Genomic DNA, 18,679 nt, shown 5'->3' with positions numbered 1-18,679 from the left:
AATCGGCCATTGCTGTAAGCTATTGAAACCGGAACGTTTCGTTCTATATTTGTTTCATGGCGTCTCCTCCCATGGCCGACCTTTTCGGCAATACAGAACCCCTGTTGCGCGATCCCCTGCCCAAGGTGGACGAGGGCGCGAAGCCGCTGGCCGACCGCCTGCGGCCGAAGTCGGTCGACGAGGTCGTCGGCCAGGACCACCTGCTGGGCGCGGACGGCGCCATCGCGCGGCTGATCGCGCGGGGATTCCTGCCGTCGCTGATCCTGTGGGGGCCGCCGGGCGTCGGCAAGACGACGATCGCGCGTTTGCTGGCGGAAGCCGCCGGCTACGAATTCCAGCAGATTTCCGCTGTCTTTTCCGGGGTCGCCGACCTGAAGAAGGTCTTTGAGGCTGCGGCCCAGCGACATCGCATGGGCGCGCGCACCGTCCTGTTCGTCGACGAAATCCATCGTTTCAACCGCGCCCAGCAGGACAGCTTCCTGCCCTATGTCGAGGCGGGCGTCGTGACGCTGATCGGCGCGACGACGGAAAACCCGTCGTTCGAGCTCAACGGCGCTCTCCTGTCGCGTGCCCAGGTCTTTGTGCTGAAGAAGCTCGACGACGCGGCCATGGACAAGCTGATCGTCCGCGCCGAAGACCATATCGGCCATCCCCTGCCGCTGACCAAAAACGCTTATGAGACGCTGAAGGCGCTCAGCGGCGGCGATGGCCGCTACCTGCTGAGCCTGGTGGAATCGCTCGACCATATGGGCTTCCAGGACAAGCTCGACACCGACGATTTGCTGAGCCATCTGCAGAAGCGCCGGCCGAACCACGACAAGGATCGTGAAGGCCACTACAACCTGATCTCGGCTCTGCATAAATCGGTGCGCGGCTCCGATCCCGACGCGGCGCTGTACTGGCTGGCGCGGATGCTGAACGGCGGCGATGACCCGCTGTTCATCGCCCGGCGCATGATCCGCATGGCATCGGAAGACATCGGCAATGCCGATCCCATGTCGCTCCTGCTCTGCCAGGCGGCGCGCGACGCCTATGAGACCCTTGGCTCGCCCGAGGGCGAACTGGCCCTGGCCCAGGCCGTCGTGCACATGGCCTCGGCGCCCAAGTCGAACGCGGTCTATACGGCCTTCAAGCAGGCGCAGCAGCTGGCGCGCGAAACCGGGCATCTCGACCCGCCGGCGGTCATTCTGAACGCGCCGACAAAGCTGATGAAGGACATCGGCTACGGCGCGGGCTATATCTACGATCCCGACGATCCCGACGGCTTTTCGGGGCAGACCTATTTTCCGGACGGCATGGCGCGTCCCGCCTTGTATACGCCGAAAGGCGAGGGGCACGAAGGCAAGGTGCGCCAGCGGCTGGAACACTGGGCGCAGTTGCGCGCGCAGAAGCGGCGCTAAGCTGTAAATGGGGGAGGGGATATGATTCTGTTTTTTGTACCGGTGCTGGCCGTTCTGGCGCTGATCGCGGCGGGCGTCGTTTTCGCTGCCGCCTGGCCTTTCCTGAGCAAGCCCGACTTGGAGGCGAACCGCTTCGGCCCGCCGTCGGAGACGAGAACCCCGATGCAGGCGGTCGTGTCGGGATTTGCGCGCAGCCTGGATTTCACAGGCCGCTCGAACCGGATGGATTTCTGGAGCTTTGCGATCTTCATCGCGGCCGGGGCGTTCGCCAGTCTGGTTCTTCTGTTCGCGCTCGGTTGGTACCTGCTGAATGCCGGTATCCGCTGGGACCTCGGAGTCGCCCTGATTGCCATTGTACCGATGATGCTCGCCGGCGCATATGTCGCCATCGCCTGTCTCAGCATGGCCGTGCGCCGGCTGCACGACGTCAATACCAGCGGCTGGCTGGTCCTGCTCCTGCTCGTCTTCGGCTACTTCATCCTGCTCTACCTGTTCCTCAAGCCGTCGCGCGCTGGCGCGGACGAAACCGCCCGGGCCTTTGGCTGACCGGCCACGCATTGACGCGACGGGGCGCGCCCGGTAGGGGAGGCCCATGGCCAAGCATTCTCCCCAGCATCTGAAGGCGCTGCAATCGCAGAAGCCGCGCCCCAGGCAGGTGCCTAAGTTCATTCCGGCTTCGAAGTTGCCGCAAAAGCTGTCGGACGAAGAGATCGCCTGGGTTAAGTCCATGGTGATCTTTGAGGACGCCGACATCATGGGTTTCAACAAGCCGTCGGGCCTGTCGTCTCAGGGCGGACGCGGCGACGGCCATAATCTCGACGACATGATGTGGGCTTTCGCCAAATCCAACGGCAAGCGGCCGAAGCTTGTTCACCGCCTCGACCGCGACACTTCGGGCATTCTGCTGGTGGCGAAGACGACGCCGGTGGCGTCGTTCCTGGGCAAGGCGATGATCCGCCGCGAATTTGCCAAGACCTATCTGGCGATCGTGGCGAACGCGGCTGTTCTGCCCGATACCCTTACCGTGCAGGCGGCGCTGCGCCGAGAGGAGATCGGCCGGGAAGCTTGGTCCCGCGTCTGCGACGACGACCACCCCGACGCGCTGGCGGCCGAGACGCGCTTCGAGGTGCTTAGCCGCGCGGGCGACGCGGCGCTTGTCCGTTGCAGCCCGCATACCGGCCGCATGCATCAGATCCGCGTCCATCTTCAGCATCTCGGCTGCCCGATCGCCGGCGATGTCCGTTACGGCGGGGCGCTGACACTGGAAGGCCACCGCGTCCCGCGCCTGATGCTGCATGCCCTGACCCTGACCTTCCCGCACCCGGCGGGCGGGCGGAAAACCCTTTCGGCGCCCCTGGCCGACGACATGGCGGCCCTGCGCGACGCCTTGGGTATTCAGGGTTAGCGGCCCGTTTACCCATTCTTTTCAGGCAATTGTAAGCGATTACCCATAACCTCAGCCCGATAAGTGTGACCGGCAGTCCCGCCGGTTGTACGATTTTGCCTTGTCGCATTTCCCTACGCCGGACCGGCGGCCACCTTGGCGGGAAAGGCTCGGGGGCGGGCTTGTTGGGGTGACTACATGGTGTTGCTGCGCAACCTCTTAAAACGCTTCCGGGATGCCGTCCGCGGCAACATAACGGCGACGACCGCCCTGGCGATGCTGCCTCTGGCCGCCGCCGTCGGCGGCGGCGTGGACTTCAGCAATGCCGTGGCCGCCCGGGTCAGGCTTCAGGATGCTGCAGACGCTGCCGCCATCGCGGCCGCGCTCGATTCCACAGGGCAGCTCGCGAACCAGCAGACAGCCGCCAACAATGCCTTTTCCGCCAATGTCCAGAATTCGACCCTGAGCGACGACAACGCGTCCGGCCAACTGACCGTCGCGACCGACGGCAATGTCCAGACCATGGTCTATTCGGCCACGGCGACCGTGAAGACCTATCTGATCGGCCTGGTCGGCATCCAGACCATTCCGCTGAGCGTCACCGCCAAGGCCGGCGTCACCATGAACGCCGCGGAAATTGCCTTCGTGCTCGATAACACCGGGTCGATGGCGCAGGACAACAAGATGACCTCGCTGAAGGCCGACCTCGACAGCGTCCTGGCGTCGTTGTCCGATTCGACCGGCAGTTCGGGCCACACCAAGGTTGCGCTTATTCCGTTCGATACCCAGGTCGCGCTGAGCGACGTGGCGGGCATGAGTGGTTACACCGGCAGCTTCACAACCGTCACCCAGAGCTATACCTGTTCCAACTTGACGACCGGCCAGTGCAGCGCTGTGACCAGCAATGCGTCGTCCCTGTGCTCCAGCATAACCTCAAGCTACAATTCCACGGCGGGCGCAAGCTGCGCCAGCAATGCGATCAGCTACACCCGGGTGCAGAATGGATATTACTACGTCTACACCAGCACCTGGTTCAGCAATCCGAGCTATGGCAGCAACTGCTATTATAATTGCTACAACAATTACAGGTACCTGACCTATTATCGCGTCGCGGCCTACAGCGTCGGCAGCAGCACGGCCAGCCAGGCCGGCAATTCGTCCTTGCAGGGCTACTACACCAGCTCGGCCAGCGCCATGACCCCGTCTTCCGCTGGCTACAGCTACTATACGCAATATTCCGGCACGATCACCTATTCCTACCCGACGGCCGGCGGCTACAGCTCGGGTGCGACGACGGTCTACAAGGACAACAATACCATCACGGCCAATTCGGACCTGCTGGGGGTGGGCACGCAGAACTGGTCGGGTTGCGTCATCGACCGTACCCAGCCCTACGACGTGCAGTCCGATGCTCCTTCGAGCAGCAATACCAGCACGCTGTATCCGGCTTCGAAATGCGCCACCAACTCGCTGTTGCCGATCATGGACCTCACGACCGACATCACGGCGGCCCGGGCCTATGCGCAGAAGATGACGCCGGCCGGCAATACCAACATCACCATCGGCATCCAGTGGGGCATGGAAGTGCTGTCGCCGACCGCCCCCTTCACCAACGGCGCGGCCTTCACCGACGCCACGGTCACCAAGTACATGATCCTGCTGACCGACGGCCTGAACACGCAAAACCGTTGGACGACCACGGCCAGCCAGATCGATGCGCGCACGGCCCTGGCCTGCACCAACGCCAAAAACCTCGGCATCACCATCTTCACAGTGCGGCTTGAGGACGGCAATTCCAGCATGCTGCAGACCTGTGCCTCGCAGACGGGCTACTATTACAACCTGTCCAATGCCGATCAGCTGAGCGGCGCGCTGGGCAACATCATGAAGTCGATCAAGAAAATCCGCCTCACGCAGTAAGGCCGTCATGCGGGAATAGGCCTTGACTTGGAGGCGCCCGCATGGCGACAGTCCCGGCATGACTGGCAAGATCGACTGGGGCAACCTGTTCTTTTCCGCGGTAGGGCGGATACGGCAACTGCATTTCCTGATCGGCGGCGCTGTCCTGCTTCTGCTGCTCTGCCTGTATGACTCGGCGGTAAAAGGCGCGCTGCAGTTCGTCACGGGCTGGATCGTCTATCCCATCCTGCTCGGCATGGGGGCGTGCGTGCTGTCAAAACGCCTGCACGACCGCGGGCGCTCGGGCTGGTGGTCGGCGGTCATCCTGCTGGCGGTGATCATGGTCTGGCCGGCGCCGACCGGCTTCTTCGACTTTATCGCGGTCCTGGTCCTGATATGGGCGGTTATCGACCTGGGCGTGATGCCCGGCGAGCGCGGCGACAACCGTTACGGACGTACGCTCTTTCGCCTGAAACCGCGCGAGCAAAGCTAAAAACCGGAGCGCGGCGACAACCGTTACGGACGTACGCTCTTTCGCCTGAAACCGCGCGAGACAGCCTAAACGGCCTCCACCGGTCCGAAGATCGTTTCGAAACTCATCCGCAGGGCATAGTCGACATCGTCCATCGTCACCGGCAGGCCGAGATCGAGCAGGCTGGTGACGCCGTGCTCGGTGATGCCGCACGGCACGATGCCGCCGAAATGGCTCAGGTCGGGTTCGACGTTCAGGCTGATGCCGTGGAAGCTGACCCAGCGCCTGAGCTTGATACCGATGGCCGCGATCTTGTCTTCGGGATAAGTTTGTCTGGCCGGAGACGGCAAGGGCCCCTTGTCCTTGCGCTCGACCCAGACGCCGACGCGGCCGGTGCGGATTTCGCCCTCGACGTTGAAGCGCCAGAGCGTGCCGATGACCCAGTGTTCCAGCGCCTCGACGAACAGCCGCACGTCCTTTTGCCGGCGGTTGAGGTCCAGCATGACGTAGACTACCCGTTGGCCGGGGCCGTGGTAGGTGTATTGCCCGCCGCGCGCGCTGCGGAAGACCGGAAAGCGGTCGGGCGCGATCAGGTCCGCATCCCTGGCGGAAACGCCGGCGGTATACAGGGGGGGATGCTCGACCAGCCACACGCATTCGCGGGCGCGGCCTTCGGCGATCGCAGTGGCGCGCTCTTCCATGAAGGCGACGGCGTCGGGGTAGGCGACAAGCCTGTCCGCCACGACCCATTCGGGCAAGGGGCCGCCGTCATTAAGGAAAAAAGAAGCGTTCTTTAACGTCTCATCAAGCATGACTTGTCATTGTGGTGAAATGCTTTTCGGCGCAAGTGCCGAATATCGCTGCGCCCGATATGGGGACGCGCAGGCATGAAACCTAGCAGGGGTTGTTGAGTGACCATTTCCCAGGTCGGGGCGGTTCCCGTCGAAATTTCGGTGCTTCTCGGCCGTTCGGTACTTCCGATGCAGCAGCTTCTGCGCATGGGCCGCGGCGCCGTTATTCCGCTGGATGCGCGCGAGCACGACGAAGTGTGGATACTGGCCAACAACCACCCTGTCGCCCGCGGTGAAATCCAGATCTTCGAAGAGAAGATTTCGATCGTCGTCACCCGCCAGGCCAATGTCTACGACTTCATGGCGCTGGGGAACTGACCGCCGGGTGGCGCAAACCCGAATAATAATCCACATTCGCGCCGATATTTTCCGATAAAAGGCTTCACAAACGCGTTCAGGGTTGCTATGCCCGCGCCTCTCCGGATGACGTGCGGTCGTGGCGGAATTGGTAGACGCGCAGCGTTGAGGTCGCTGTGTCGCAAGACGTGGAAGTTCGAGTCTTCTCGACCGCACCATCGGCCCTTTTACCAGAGGGCGCATCTGGACTCCCGGCGTGTGGGGCGCCCCGATATCTCCCGCATAATTTGAGCGGCGTGCTACGCCACGGATAGGGAGGCCTGGGCCATGAGCCAGAAGTCCGAAACCGCTCAGAAGAAATCCGATCCCGACATTGACACCAAAAACCGCGATTGGCGCGACGACGAGGTCGAAGGCGCCAACCTGGTGACGCCCGAAGAGATCGAGGACTTCGCCCTCAAGGACGACTACGCCCTTAATCCGCAATATATCTCGCTGGTCATCGACGCCGCCGACCGCGGCGACGGCATGCGCCTGCGCGACCTGCTCGACGCCCTGCATCCGGCCGACGTCGCCGATCTCCTGGGCTTCCTGTCCGAGGACTACCGCGAGGAAGTCATCCCGTGGATCCCGGGCGATGCCCTGCCGGATATCCTGCCCGAACTCGACGACGACATCCGCGAGGAGATCATCGAAACCCTGCACACCCAGGACATAGCCGAAGTGCTGCAGGAGCTCGAATCGGACGACGCCACCGCTGTCTTCGAGGACCTGGAGGAGCACCAGCAGAAGGCCGTCCTGGCCGCCATGCCCGAGGCCGAGCGCGAACAGTTCGTCACCTCGCTGACCTTCGAGGAAGAGACCGCCGGCCGCCTGATGCAGCGCGAAGTCATGGCCGCGCCCAGCTTCTGGAATGTCGGCCAGACCATCGACCATATGCGCGAGAACGGCGAGGACCTGCCCGAGCTGTTCTTCGACGTCTACGTCATCGACCCCAGCCATCGCCCGGTCGGCGCCCTGCCGGTGTCGCTGCTGATGCGCTCCAAGCGCGACGCGCTGCTGTCGTCTCTGATGGAGCCGGTCACCGAAATCACGGTCGATCAGGACCAGGAAGAGGTCGCCTACATCTTCGAGAAGTACCACCTTATCTCGGCGCCGGTCATCGACCAGTCGGGCCGGCTGGTCGGCCAGATCACGGTCGACGACATCGTCAACATCATCCAGGAAGAAAGCCAGGAAGACATGCTGGCCCTGGCCGGGGTCTCGGATTCCGGCCGCGACGCCTCGACCTTCGGCATCGCCAAGTCGCGCTTCTGGTGGCTTTTGATCAATCTCGGCACGGCGGTGCTCGCGTCCGGCGTCATTTCGAACTTCGAAGGCGCCATCGGGCAGCTGGTGGCCCTGGCTGTGCTCAATCCCATCGTGGCGTCGATGGGCGGCAATGCCGGCACCCAGACCCTGACGGTCGCGGTGCGGGCGCTGGCGACCCGCGAACTGAATGCGGCGAACCTCTTGCGCACGGTGTGGCGCGAGCTGGCGGCCGGCGTGCTCAACGGCATCGCCTTCGCCATCGTCATGGGGGCGGTGACGGCCCTGTGGATGAGCGTCTTCCAGCATGACATGGGCACGGACCTGGCGCTGAAACTGGGCCTGATCATCGGCCTGGCCATGATCATCAACCTGTTCGCGGCGTCGCTGGCGGGGATTCTGATTCCGCTGGCGCTCGACAGGATGGGCTATGATCCGGCGGCGTCGGCGACGGTTTTCGTGACGACCGTGACGGATTGCGTGGGCTTCTTCAGCTTCCTGGGCCTGGCGGTGGTCATCCTTCACCTGCATACGTGACGGGGGCTGCGTAACTTGCCGCAATAGCTCCATAAATATCTTGTAAGTCCGTCTTGGTATGTGGTTTGCTAGGTATTAACCGCCGGGTCGTCCGGCGTACTGTTTTGGGGCAGGGAGGGGCGCGTAGACAGCCGCTTTCCATGCCAAAGGCCAGAAAAGCCGGATTGGGTCGGGAATAGGGATGAGAGCGCGTTTGAAGGTCTCCCGCGCAGGAGTCGAACTGATCAAGAGTTTCGAGGGGCTGCGCACCACGGCGGCGCGCCTGCCCGACGGGCGCTGGACTCTCGGTTACGGCCATACGTTTTCGGCGCGTGACGGTGCGACCGTCACCCAGGAAGACGCCGACGCCCTGCTGCGTTTCGACCTGCTGCCGATCGTCGACGCCATCAACAACCTTGTCCTGGCGCCGCAGAACCAGAACCAGTTCGACGCGCTGGTGTCGTTCTGCTTCAATATCGGCGTCGACAATTTTGCTGCCTCGACCGTGCTGAAGCGCATCAACGAAGGCAAGATGACCGAGGCCGCCCTGGCCATGGACAGCTGGCGCTCGGCCGAATTCAACGGCCAGACCTACGTGCTGGCACCGCTGATCCGCCGCCGTGCCGCCGAAAAGAACCTGTTCCTGACGCCGGAAGACGTGACTGGCAATGCGCCGTCGCTGCTGGTGCGCCCTGTGGAAGACGCCTTCGAGGCGCCGGCCCACGCCTCCGAGATCGAGGCTCCCGCGCCCGGCGGCATCCTGTCGGCCCGCCCGCTGGGCCAGCCCGAGGCGCCGGCCGAAGCCGCGCCGGTCCATACGGCGCCTTACACGCCGTCCTTCGAAATTTCCGCGACGCCCCAGCCGGTGCCCGCCGCCACCGTCGCGCCGCCGCCCGCCGAACGTCAGGTCATCGACCTCAACAGCTTCGCGCCGCGTCCGCAGGACGCTGCTCCCAAGCCGACGATTCAGCTGATGGCCGACGTGTCGCCGTCCGTGCCAGGCGTCGTCGAACAGGCCCCGACCGCCTACGACTACGATCCGACGCCGGCCATGAGCCCGGAGGTCCAGGCAGCCCTGTTCCGTGCCCAGGAAGAGCAGCGCCTCGCAGAGCAGCGTGCCCAGGAAGAGCGTTTGCAGGAGGAGGCGCGTCGTCAGGCCGAGGCCATGGCCGCCGCCCGTATGGCTGAAGAAGCCCGTCTGCGCGAAGACCTGCGCCGCCGCGAGGAGGAGCGCCTTCAGGAATTGCAGCGCCAGGAGCTGCTGCGTCTCGAAACGGAACGCCTTGAACGCGAGCGCCTCGACCGGGAGCGCCTGGAGCGTGACCGTGCCGAGCGCGAAGCCCAGATGCGGGCCGAACTGGCCCGTCTCGATCAGGAGCGCGCGGATCGCGAGCGTCTTGAGGCCGCCCGCCTCGAAGCCGCCCGCCTCGAAGCCGCGCGTCTGGAACAAGCCCGTCTCGAGCAAGACCATCAGGAAGCCGTTCAGCGCGAGCAGGCCCGTCTTGAACAAGAACGCCTTGAGCAAGAACGTCTTGAGCAAGAACGTCTTGAGCAGGCGCGTCTCGAAGAGGAGCGTGCCGAACAGGCTCGCATTGAAGCTTATCGTATAGAAGCGGAACGCGCTGAAGCGGCGCGTGCCGAAGCCGCCCGCCTTGAAGCTGCCCGTCTTGAGCAGGAGCGCGTGGAACGCGAGCGTCAGGAAGCCGCCCGCCGTGAGCAGGAAGAGTGGACGCGCCGCGAAGCCGAAGCCGCCGAGCGCGCCCGCGCCGAACAGGTCCGCCTGGAACAGGCGCGCCAGGAGCGCGAACGCCAGGAACGCGAGCGTCAGCTCCAGGCCGCCGCGGCCGCTGCCAAGCCCTCCGGGGACGCCGATGCCGAGAAGGCGCGCAAGGCCGAAGCCGCCGCCGCCCTGATGCGTCTCTATTCGCCCTACGGCAGCGGTGCCCTGGGTAAGCCGCTCGCTTCGCCGCCGCCGATGCGCGCGCCTGAACCGGCGCCTCAACCGCAACCTGCCCAGCCCGTGCTGACGCCGGTGGCGCCGGAGCCTGCCCGCTTGTCCGTGCCCGAACCGGAAGAGGACGAGGAGCCGGAATTCACCGGCGGCGCCAGCTTCACGCCGTTCCAGCCCGTCCAGTCGCCGTCGACCATGCCGCCGCCGACCGTGACCGCGCTTAACCCGTACGCCCGGCCGATCCAGAAGACCGAGACGGCCCACGACGTGCTGGTCGAGGTGCCGCGCCCCGCGCCGGTCAATCCGACCGCGCCGTCGCAGGCGCCGTTCGCCAATGCCGCGCCCGAGGCGGCCTCACAGGTTCCGCACTGGCGCGAGCAACTGAATCGCCCGCTGCCTGGCGACCGTCCCGCCGCGCCGGAACAGACGACCTTCATGCAGGCTGCGGCCGCGCCGGCCGCGGACGGTTTTTCGGACGACGAATGGACTTTCGACGGCGATCGTGTCGCCCTGTCGAACGAAGATGACGAGGAAGACGATCATCCCTCCGTCTGGCGTATGTTCGTGTCGACGGCGTGGTGGTTTATCTGCAGCTGTTTCGGCCTGGTCCTGCTGGGTGTCGCGGCTGCCCTTTACTGGCGGGGCGCCTTCGACCAGACGGTTCTGCGCAACGGCAATCAGACCGACCTGATGTGGTATTCGGTGGTCATGGCCGCCGCGGGCATATTCTTCGTCTGCGTTTCGGTCTGGCTGATCCTGAAGCGCCTGGGCGGCCTGAAGGACTAGGCTCCGGACGCTACGGACAAAAAAAGGGAGAAGGATCTTGGTCCTTCTCCCTTTTTTTATTTTCCGGCGGTTTTCGGCGCGGGCTTCACGACCTTGGCGGGCGGCTTCGAGGCTTCGTCGACATAGGTGGTGTCGTCGGGCGTAAAGGCCGGGATGTTCGGATGGACGCTGCGGCCCATCTTGCGCAGGGTGGTGACCGGCGACTCGAGCTGGGCCAGGGTTTCGACCGTGGTCTGGTAGCCGTTCTCGACCGCGCGGTCGTACGCTTTCCAGTCACGGATTTCGACGCCGTCGGGCTCGGGGATGATCAGCAGGTCGGTGGCGGCGCGCGACTGCGCGAGATCCGCTGCCGTGGTGATGGTGGCCGAGCGCATCATCACCGAGACGATCGGCGGGCCGCGCCGCCATTCGCCGTGCGCCATCCAGCTGCCGAAATGCTTGTTCGACAAGGCGCGGGGGTCGAGACCGCGTGCCCGCGTGACATCGACGCCGATAACGGTGCCGAGATGCGTATTGCGCATCATGGTCGCCGGGAAGGAGCGCATGACGGCGCCATCGACCAGGACCTGATTGTCCTCGACGACCGGCGGCATGACGCCCGGCAGCGAGATCGAGGCCCTGAGCGCCTGGCGCAGCAGGCCCGATTTGTGGACCTTGAGCACGCCGCTGGTCAGGTTCGACGACAGGCAGAAGAAGGGCAGGGGCATGTCTTCGATCATGACCTCGCCGAAATGCTTCTGCAGGCGCTCGTCGACCTTCTTGCCCGACGTCATGGCGATGAAGGGCAGGGTGATGTCGTCGAGCGGCGAGGTGTCTACGAAGGCGTCGCGAAGACGCACGTCGATCTCGTCATTGTCCCATTCCAGGGCGATGGTCGAGGCCAGGATCGCGCCCATCGACGAACCGCAGACGAAGTCGATCGGGATGTGCGCCTCTCGAAGCGCCAGCAAGGCGCCGATCTGGGCGAAGGCCCGCGCTCCGCCGCCGGAAAAGACGACGCCGACGCTATGGCCGCAGACGACGCGGCCGATGCGCGCCATGTCGGCCACATCCTCGCGGCCGATATGGAACCAGCGCGTCGGCTTGATGGCGTCGAGCCATGAGCGCGTGCGGCCGGCGATCCTGCCGCGGTCGTTGCGGTTGTCGTAGGCCAGGATCAGGTCCGGTGCCCGGTGCAGCAGCGACTTTTCGCCCTCCGTCTGCCACAGGTCGGGCTTTTCGGTGCCGTCGGCCACCAGGAACACCTGGTCGACCTGGCGTGCGCTCAACAGCCGCCAATGGCTTTCATGCTTTTCGGCGACGTGCAGCACATAGTCGTTCTCGGCCTCGATGCGCGAAAAGGCCTCGGGCGTCGTGCCGTGGAAGCCCTTGTCGAGAACCGTCACCTTGTAGCCGAGGGCGCGGATCTGGGTGGCGATACGCTCGACCATAGGGTGGATCGGCGCTTCGCACAGGGCGAAGAAGGCAAAGACATTCGGCATGACGGCGGGCACGTCGCGGCGGGCACGCTCGATCATCTTGCGCGACAGGGCCATCAAGAGGTCAGGGTGGGTATCGATAGCGCGGAAGAAGTCTTCGCGCGGCATGGCCAGCAGGTCGGAGTCGCGCAATGCGACGACCGTGGCCGTATGCGGCGTGCCGGCGATCAGGGACATTTCGCCGACCGGTTCGCCCGGGCGGATGATGCCGATCAGGCTCAGCTCGTCGTGGTCCTCGTCGTGGCGGAACACGCCGAGACGGCCCGAGCGCAGCAGGTACAGGTGATCGGACTCGTCGCCCGTGCTGAACAGGCGCGATCCGCCGGGCAGGGAAATCACGCTGGCGCCTTCGCCGAGCGAGGTGCCGAACAGGCTTTCCAGCGCCGCCTGCAGCGTCGGGTTCGCCTTATGCCTCTTGTCTTCCGTCATGCGCTTCACACTGTACCATATTGCCTCCGGACTATACGGAAACGATATGTTTTATCGGTCTCTTTTTTTAGCGATGCTGTAAGACGGCGTCGCCTCCCTATATAGAGATGCGCCGAAATGGCTTCCAAGCTGTTAACCAGAAAGGACCTCCGTGGGAGATATCCATATCGTCAAGCTATGCGTCGGTGCCGACAGCCTCGACGATCTGTTGAACTGGGAAAAGGCGCGCGGCGCCATCTCCTATATCCACACGCGCAACCGCCCGACGCGGTGCGAAGAGCTGCTGGACGGCGGCTCGCTCTACTGGGTGATCAAGGGCGTCATCCTGTGCCGGCGCGAGATCGTGTCGTTCGACCTGGTCGACGACAAGGAAAATCCGCACTGGAAGATCGGACTGAATACGAAACATATCGCCACCGAGGCCCAGCCGCGGCGGCCGTTCCAGGGCTGGCGCTATCTTAAGGCCGCCGACGCGCCGCGCGACATCGTCGAAGGCGAGCACGACCTGCCGCCTGAGATGGCGCGGGCGCTGAAAGAGGCTGGTGTTTGGTAGTTAGACGGCAATATTATCAATGAGACGCGTCGTGCCAAGCCACACGGCGGCCAGCAGGCGGGCCGCCTTGGTATCCGGCGTAATCTCACCCAGCGTGTCGGCGTCGCGCAGGGCGATATAGTCGATCTTGTCGAAGCCGGTGTCGATCAGGTCGTCGCCGGCTTCGGCAATGGCGCGGTTCGTATCGCCGCCGTCCTTCGCCACGCCGCGGATGCGGTCCAGCGCGGCCTTCAGCTTGGGCGCGACGACGCGCTCCTCGGCGCTGAGATAGGCGTTGCGCGACGACAGCGCCAGGCCGTCTTTCTCGCGTACGGTCGGATAGCCGACGATATCGATGTCCATGTCGAAATCGCGCACCATGGCCCGGATCACGGCCAGTTGCTGGAAGTCCTTCTCGCCGAAGACGGCTATATCGGGACGGACCTGGTTGAACAGCTTGGACACGACGGTCGCCACGCCCGAGAAGAATTGCGGGCGGAAATCGCTTTCGAGGCCCAGAGCCGGGCCAGCCATCTCGATGCGGCTTACAAAGCCCTTGGGGTACAGCACGTCCGGCGTCGGCAGGTAGACGATGTCGCAACCCGCTTCCTGCAACAGCGCCAGGTCGGCGGCCTCCTGGCGCGGGTAGCGGTCCAGGTCTTCGGTCGGCGCGAACTGGAGGGGGTTGACGAAGATCGATACCGCCACCACATCGGATACAGAACGGGCATGCCTCACGAGAGTGAGATGTCCTTCGTGCAACGCCCCCATGGTGGGTACGAATCCGACTTTTCCTTTGCCTTTCCGAAGCTTGGCCATTTCACGGCGCAGCTCGGAAAGCGTACGAACAGTCAGGAGATGTGCAGGGGATTGGGCGTCCGGCATATGAGAAGTCCGAAAAAGTCGTCGTGCAATTGCCTGGCGCGGGCGGGGCGCCCGTCATGGCAAACGCGCTTTAACCAAGGTTCCTAACGCCGACTTAAAAGCGTTATGGCACCATCGTCTCTATGACCGAATCCATGCCCATTCGTAAAGTCATAATTGTGTGCAGCGCACTGGCCTTAACCGTCGCCCTTGGTGGGTGCGACGATCACCCGATGGATCGCGTGCTGGCCGAAATCCATAATATCAAGGTCGACGCCAACGATCCGGGGGACCGCGCGACCGCGGCCGATCGCCATCTCGACAAGAAAGACCTCGACCTGGCCGTCCAGACGGCGAAGGACCTGACCGTCAATTCGGGCGGCCTGCTCGACCGCAGCCATGCGGACGGCGCCAAGCCTGCCGACCATGGCCTGTTTTCCAGCACGCCGCAGGCGCCGAAGATGAAGATCGACGTGGTCGATCCGCTGCATATGCCGCGCCCGGACAGCGAACAGCCGCTGGACGAGCGCCTGAAGGACGTCGCCTTCGACGACGGTTCCGCGCAGACCGCCGCCGCCCGCGACCTGCCCGACATTCCGGTGGCCGAGGCTGCCAGGTCCGCCATGGCCGCCGTCGTCGCCGCGGCGCCTAGGATCCTTGTGCCGGCCGCCCCCGAAAAGGCCGAGGTGCAGCGTGCCGATATCCCCGCGCCGAAGGCGGAAACGCGGACTGCGGTTGCCGACGCCGATGTCCGCCGTGTCCAGGTCGGTTCCTTTCGCTCCCTGACGGCGGCAAAAAGCGCCTGGCAGGACATGCGCGGCCACCATGCCGCGCTGGGCGGCATGAAGCCGGAGTTCGAGAAGGTCGTGACGCCGGCGGGGCAGACCCTGTTCCGCCTCAAGGTCGGGCCCGTGAAAAGCGAGGCGCAGGCCAGGGCGCTATGCGGTCAACTCGATGTGCGCGATTCGTGGTGCCAAAGGGCTGGCTAGCCCCCTGTTCAACCGCCTCAGGACAGGTATAATCCCGCGCTTCACAGACGGGATGCCGTGCGTCCTGTCCTGAGCCCGGGCCCATGACGTCAAACTCCAGCGTTCAACGCATTCTTTTCGATTCGGTGACGAAGGCAATTCCGCGCCTGTTCGCGGTCGCCATGTTCACGGCCGGGGTCATGCTGCTGATCGCCGTGCTGACGCCGATCGACCGTGAAGTCATGCCGCTGGTCCGCCGCTGGCTGCCGCTCGAAGTGGTCGAAATCTCGCACATCGCCGGCATCGTCGTGGGCGTGCTGATGCTCTTTCTGGCGCGAGGGCTGTGGGAGCGCATCGATTCGGCCTGGTACATGGCCATTTCGTTGTTCTGCCTGGCGGCGGTCTTCTCGCTGACTCGCGAACTGGCGGTTTTGCCGGCCATCGGGCTTGGGCTGTGCGCTCTGCTGCTGATTCCGTGCAAGGGCGTGTTCAACCGTCGTTCGCAGTTGATGAGCCTGTCGATCAATCCCCTGTGGGCCGGTCTGATCCTGGCGACCCTGGCGGTGATCGTCTGGCTGGGTTTCGACTTCTACAGCCGCGTACCCTACGCGCATTCGATGTGGATCGACTTCGGCTACCGTGCCGCGGTGCCGCGCTTCCTGCGCGGGCTGGTGGTCATGGGCGCGACGGTCGGCCTGGTCGGGCTGTATCGCCTGTTCGGTATCGCCAACCGCGTCCCGCCCATGCCTGACGACGAGGACATGGACCAGGTGAAGGAGGTCGTCTCGACGGCGTCGAATCCCCAAGCCTGGCTGGCCCTGCTGCGCGACAAGCATATCCTGTGGAACGAGGCGCGCACCGCGTTCCTGATGTACGGCATTTCGGGCAAGCAGTGGGTGGTGATGGGCGAGCCGGTGGGCGAGCCGTCGGCAGCCGAACCCCTGTTCTGGACGCTCAAGGAAATGGCGTCCCTGGGGAATGCGCGCCTGAGCGTCTATCAGGTCGGGCCGAAGCTGCTGCCGCTGATGATCGACCTGGGCCTCAGGCCTTTCAAGATCGGCGAGGAAGCGCTGGTCGATGTCGCGACCTTCGACCTAGCCGGCAAGAAGGGCTATGGCTTTCGCCAGACGCTTAAACGGTTCGAAGGGTTGGGCGCGGCGTTCGACGTGATTGCGCCCGACGCTGTCGACGCGCACATGCCCGAGCTCAAGGCGGTGTCGGACGCCTGGCTGAAAAGCAAGAACGCCAAGGAAAAGCGCTATTCGCTGGGCTGTTTCAAGCCGGAATATATGCGCCTGACGCCGGTCGCCGTGGTGCGGGTGGACGGGAAGATCATGGCCTTCGCCAACCTGTGGCCGACCCAGGACAAGGCCGTCCTGACGCTCGACCTGATGCGCTACGATCCGGCGTCTCCGCCCAGCGTCATGGAATACCTGTTCCTGCGCCTGATCGCCTGGTCGCGCGACCACGGCTATGCCCACTTCAGCCTGGGCCTAGCGCCGCTGGCCGGGCTCGAGGCCAAGCCGCTGTCCAGCACCTGGCACAAGATAGCCTCGGTCATCTACCAGCTGGGCGGCGAGGTCTATAACTTCCAGGGCCTGCGCGCCTACAAGGAGAAGTTCAAGCCGCACTGGGAGCCGCGCTACTTCGCCATCAAGGGCCAGGAAACGGCCCTTGGGGCGGCGCTGATGGCGGTGGTGGCGCTGGGCGCGCGCCAGCCCAGGGCGCGCTATGACGATGACGCCGAAGCCGCCTAATCCTGGGCGATAAGCGCACGGGCCAGTCCGTCGCGGCCCTGCGGCAGAAGCACGGGTTTCACCCCCATGTCCTGAAGCGTTTCCGCCTGGTCGCCGGCCGGCAGCAGGGCGACGATATTCATGCGGGCCTCGGCCTGCGTGGCACGCAGGGAGTCGAGGAAAGCCGAAAGCGTCTGGCGGTTGCCGTCGTCGTCCAGGTTCTCGAATGCGCCCGTACTGATCACGCAGGCATCGACGCCGCCCTTGCGGGCCAGGGACAGGGCGCGGTCGCGCGTCGTCGAGGTCATGCAGCGGTGGCCGAGGCCCTCCAGCTGGTCGCGCAGTTCGGCGGCCCGCAGCGCGTTGTTGGCCAACAGCAGGACGCGTAAGGAAGCGGCATGGTCGGGCTCCGGCGCGCCGGTTTCGATTTTCGGACGGGCCGGCGGGACGGCGGTCGCGTCGAACGGCAGGTCGACCCAGAATTTCGAGCCGACATCCAGTGTCGATTCCGCGCCCATGCCGCCGCCCATCAGCTCTGCCAGCGATTTCGACAGGCTTAAACCCAGGCCGGCGCCCGGTGCGCCCGACGAGGTGCGGGCGATGCGCGTGTGCGGCCGGAAGGCGCGCGCCAGCTCGGCTGCGCTGAGGCCCGGGCCGGAATCGACGACCTCGATACGCATAAGGCCGTCAGCGGCCGGCAGCAGCTTGAGCTCGACACGGCCGGAGGGGGTGTACTGGATGGCGTTGTCCAGCAGGTGGCCGAGTATCTGTTCGACGCGGCGGGCGTCGGCGACGGCGGCGCCTGTGGGCTGTTCGGCCAGGCTAAGCGTGAAGGCAAGGTCGCGGCTGCGCGCCAGCTCGGCGAAGTCGGCCACGGCCTGTTCGCAGATCAGGGCGAGGTCGAGCGGCGTACGCTCGATGGCGATCTGGCCGGCCTCGGCCTCGTCGTTGTCGAGCGTGGTGACCAGGATGGATTGCAGGCGCTCGATCTCGTCGAGCGCCGTCTCGACCTGCTGGCGCGGGGCGGGCGCCCGGGCAAGGTGCGCCAGGCCGAGCGAAAGGGCCTGCGCGACGCCGCTCAGCCCGGTCTTGACCTCGCGCGACAGGGTCTCCATCAGGGCGACCCTGCCGGCGGTCATGTCTTCGCGGGCGCGGGCGGCCTGAAGCGCTTCGTGCTGAAGGCGGTAGTGGTCGCGCATGTGGCGGTTCAGGATGAAGCCCATGGCCAGGGCCAGGACCAGGCCGCCGCTCATCAGCCGCGTCACGCTGTCGCTTTCGTGCAGGGCGTGGAAGGCGTACATGGGGCCGGCCACGGCCAGGGGGCCGAGGATCAGCAGGTAGAGCAGGACCGGCGCGGAAAAGAAGACGATGCCGATGGCGGCGCCGGCGCAGACGGTGACCAGCATGTCGGCGGTCGCGCCGCCCGACGGCGCGGTCAGGCTGATCATCAGCAGAACCAGCGTCCATACGCCGCCGCCCAGGCCCTGCCGCCACAGGCGGCCGCGCAGGGCGTCGGCGGTATCGAAGCCGGCGCGCGCCTCGGCCTGGCCGCGCATGGTCATGAAGACGGGCCATGCGACCGAAACAACGAGCAGATATAGCGTCATCAGCCAGGGCGATACGCCGGCGCGCGCCGCCCACAGGAAGAGCGGGAGGCCGATGCCGAAAAATCCCAGCATGTAGGGGAACATGCGCGCCTGCGCCCTCAGGCCGTGGTCTAGAAGGACGGTGTCCTGGACGGACGAGGGGGAGGGGGGCGCGGACGTCATGTCATTACCGTAACACGCAGAGATTGCCGCCAGGTTACG

Annotated in this window: 15 protein-coding genes and 1 tRNA gene; 12 read left to right on the top strand and 4 right to left on the bottom strand. The window is 64.9% G+C overall.

The features are described from left to right. Positions 1–71: 71 nt before the first annotated feature. The 5 genes from AB8717_RS14500 (at position 72) to AB8717_RS14480 (ending at position 5,176) form a co-directional block, all read left to right on the top strand. Positions 72–1,400, top strand: a complete 1,329-nt coding sequence (locus AB8717_RS14500; protein WP_443748036.1) for a replication-associated recombination protein A — start codon at positions 72–74, stop codon at positions 1,398–1,400. Positions 1,401–1,421: 21 nt separating this feature from the next. Next, the gene (locus AB8717_RS14495; RefSeq protein ID WP_443748035.1) at positions 1,422–1,946 is read left to right on the top strand and encodes a DUF805 domain-containing protein; all 525 of its coding nucleotides are present in this window, start codon (positions 1,422–1,424) and stop codon (positions 1,944–1,946) included. Positions 1,947–1,992: 46 nt separating this feature from the next. After that, the gene (locus AB8717_RS14490; RefSeq protein ID WP_443748034.1) at positions 1,993–2,805 is read left to right on the top strand and encodes an RluA family pseudouridine synthase; all 813 of its coding nucleotides are present in this window, start codon (positions 1,993–1,995) and stop codon (positions 2,803–2,805) included. A 177-nt stretch (positions 2,806–2,982) separates the two neighbouring features. Beyond that, the gene (locus tag AB8717_RS14485) at positions 2,983–4,704 is read left to right on the top strand and encodes a pilus assembly protein TadG-related protein (RefSeq protein ID WP_443748033.1); all 1,722 of its coding nucleotides are present in this window, start codon (positions 2,983–2,985) and stop codon (positions 4,702–4,704) included. Between the two features lie 58 nt (positions 4,705–4,762). Further along, positions 4,763–5,176, top strand: coding sequence for a DUF805 domain-containing protein (locus AB8717_RS14480; protein WP_443748032.1), 414 nt, complete (start codon positions 4,763–4,765; stop codon positions 5,174–5,176). Positions 5,177–5,241: 65 nt separating this feature from the next. On the opposite strand, the gene lipB is transcribed toward AB8717_RS14480, so the two are convergent. After that, positions 5,242–5,967, bottom strand: coding sequence for a lipoyl(octanoyl) transferase LipB (gene lipB, locus AB8717_RS14475; RefSeq protein WP_443748031.1), 726 nt, complete (start codon positions 5,965–5,967; stop codon positions 5,242–5,244). Positions 5,968–6,072: 105 nt separating this feature from the next. Here lipB and AB8717_RS14470 point away from each other — a divergent pair, with 105 nt between their 5' ends. The 4 genes from AB8717_RS14470 to AB8717_RS14455 all read left to right on the top strand — a co-directional run bounded on the left by AB8717_RS14470 (position 6,073) and on the right by AB8717_RS14455 (position 10,864). Beyond that, positions 6,073–6,324: a FliM/FliN family flagellar motor switch protein gene (locus AB8717_RS14470; protein WP_443750897.1), complete on the top strand. Its 252-nt coding sequence runs from the start codon at positions 6,073–6,075 to the stop codon at positions 6,322–6,324. A 112-nt stretch (positions 6,325–6,436) separates the two neighbouring features. Continuing rightward, positions 6,437–6,521, top strand: a tRNA-Leu gene (locus tag AB8717_RS14465). A gap of 109 nt (positions 6,522–6,630) precedes the next feature. Further along, positions 6,631–8,148 carry a magnesium transporter gene (mgtE, locus tag AB8717_RS14460; protein WP_443748030.1) on the top strand — a complete coding sequence of 506 codons (1,518 nt, stop codon included), beginning with the start codon at positions 6,631–6,633 and terminating at the stop codon, positions 8,146–8,148. A gap of 193 nt (positions 8,149–8,341) precedes the next feature. Beyond that, entirely contained in the window at positions 8,342–10,864 is a 2,523-nt protein-coding gene (locus tag AB8717_RS14455; RefSeq protein ID WP_443748029.1) for a glycoside hydrolase family protein, read from the top strand. A gap of 56 nt (positions 10,865–10,920) precedes the next feature. Here AB8717_RS14455 and AB8717_RS14450 read toward each other — a convergent pair whose 3' ends face one another. Further along, positions 10,921–12,771 (bottom strand): patatin-like phospholipase family protein, encoded by a 1,851-nt coding sequence (locus AB8717_RS14450; protein WP_443748028.1) that lies wholly within the window; start codon positions 12,769–12,771, stop codon positions 10,921–10,923. Positions 12,772–12,922: 151 nt separating this feature from the next. Between AB8717_RS14450 and AB8717_RS14445 the strand changes: the two genes are divergently transcribed. Further along, on the top strand, positions 12,923–13,324 hold the full coding sequence (locus tag AB8717_RS14445) for a DUF1489 family protein (protein WP_443748027.1): 402 nt from the start codon (positions 12,923–12,925) through the stop codon (positions 13,322–13,324). Here the strand turns inward: AB8717_RS14445 and panC are convergent, their stop codons facing one another. Then, the gene (panC, locus tag AB8717_RS14440; RefSeq protein WP_443750896.1) at positions 13,325–14,122 is read right to left on the bottom strand and encodes a pantoate--beta-alanine ligase; all 798 of its coding nucleotides are present in this window, start codon (positions 14,120–14,122) and stop codon (positions 13,325–13,327) included. 278 nt (positions 14,123–14,400) lie between these two features. On the opposite strand from panC, the gene AB8717_RS14435 reads away from it, so the two are divergent. Both AB8717_RS14435 and AB8717_RS14430 read left to right on the top strand, forming a co-directional pair. Beyond that, complete coding sequence (locus AB8717_RS14435; RefSeq protein ID WP_443748026.1) at positions 14,401–15,156, top strand: SPOR domain-containing protein; 756 nt, start codon at positions 14,401–14,403, stop codon at positions 15,154–15,156. An 83-nt stretch (positions 15,157–15,239) separates the two neighbouring features. After that, positions 15,240–16,892: a phosphatidylglycerol lysyltransferase domain-containing protein gene (locus tag AB8717_RS14430; protein WP_443748025.1), complete on the top strand. Its 1,653-nt coding sequence runs from the start codon at positions 15,240–15,242 to the stop codon at positions 16,890–16,892. On the opposite strand, the gene AB8717_RS14425 is transcribed toward AB8717_RS14430, so the two are convergent. Beyond that, positions 16,889–18,640 (bottom strand): sensor histidine kinase, encoded by a 1,752-nt coding sequence (locus tag AB8717_RS14425; RefSeq protein WP_443748024.1) that lies wholly within the window; start codon positions 18,638–18,640, stop codon positions 16,889–16,891. The two genes, AB8717_RS14430 and AB8717_RS14425, sit on opposite strands and share 4 nt — an antisense overlap. Positions 18,641–18,679 lie beyond the last annotated feature (39 nt).

It is taken from the genome of Asticcacaulis solisilvae (assembly GCF_052327315.1).
Taxonomy (GTDB): domain Bacteria; phylum Pseudomonadota; class Alphaproteobacteria; order Caulobacterales; family Caulobacteraceae; genus Asticcacaulis; species Asticcacaulis solisilvae_B.
This window is presented reverse-complemented; position numbering and strand designations above follow the sequence as displayed.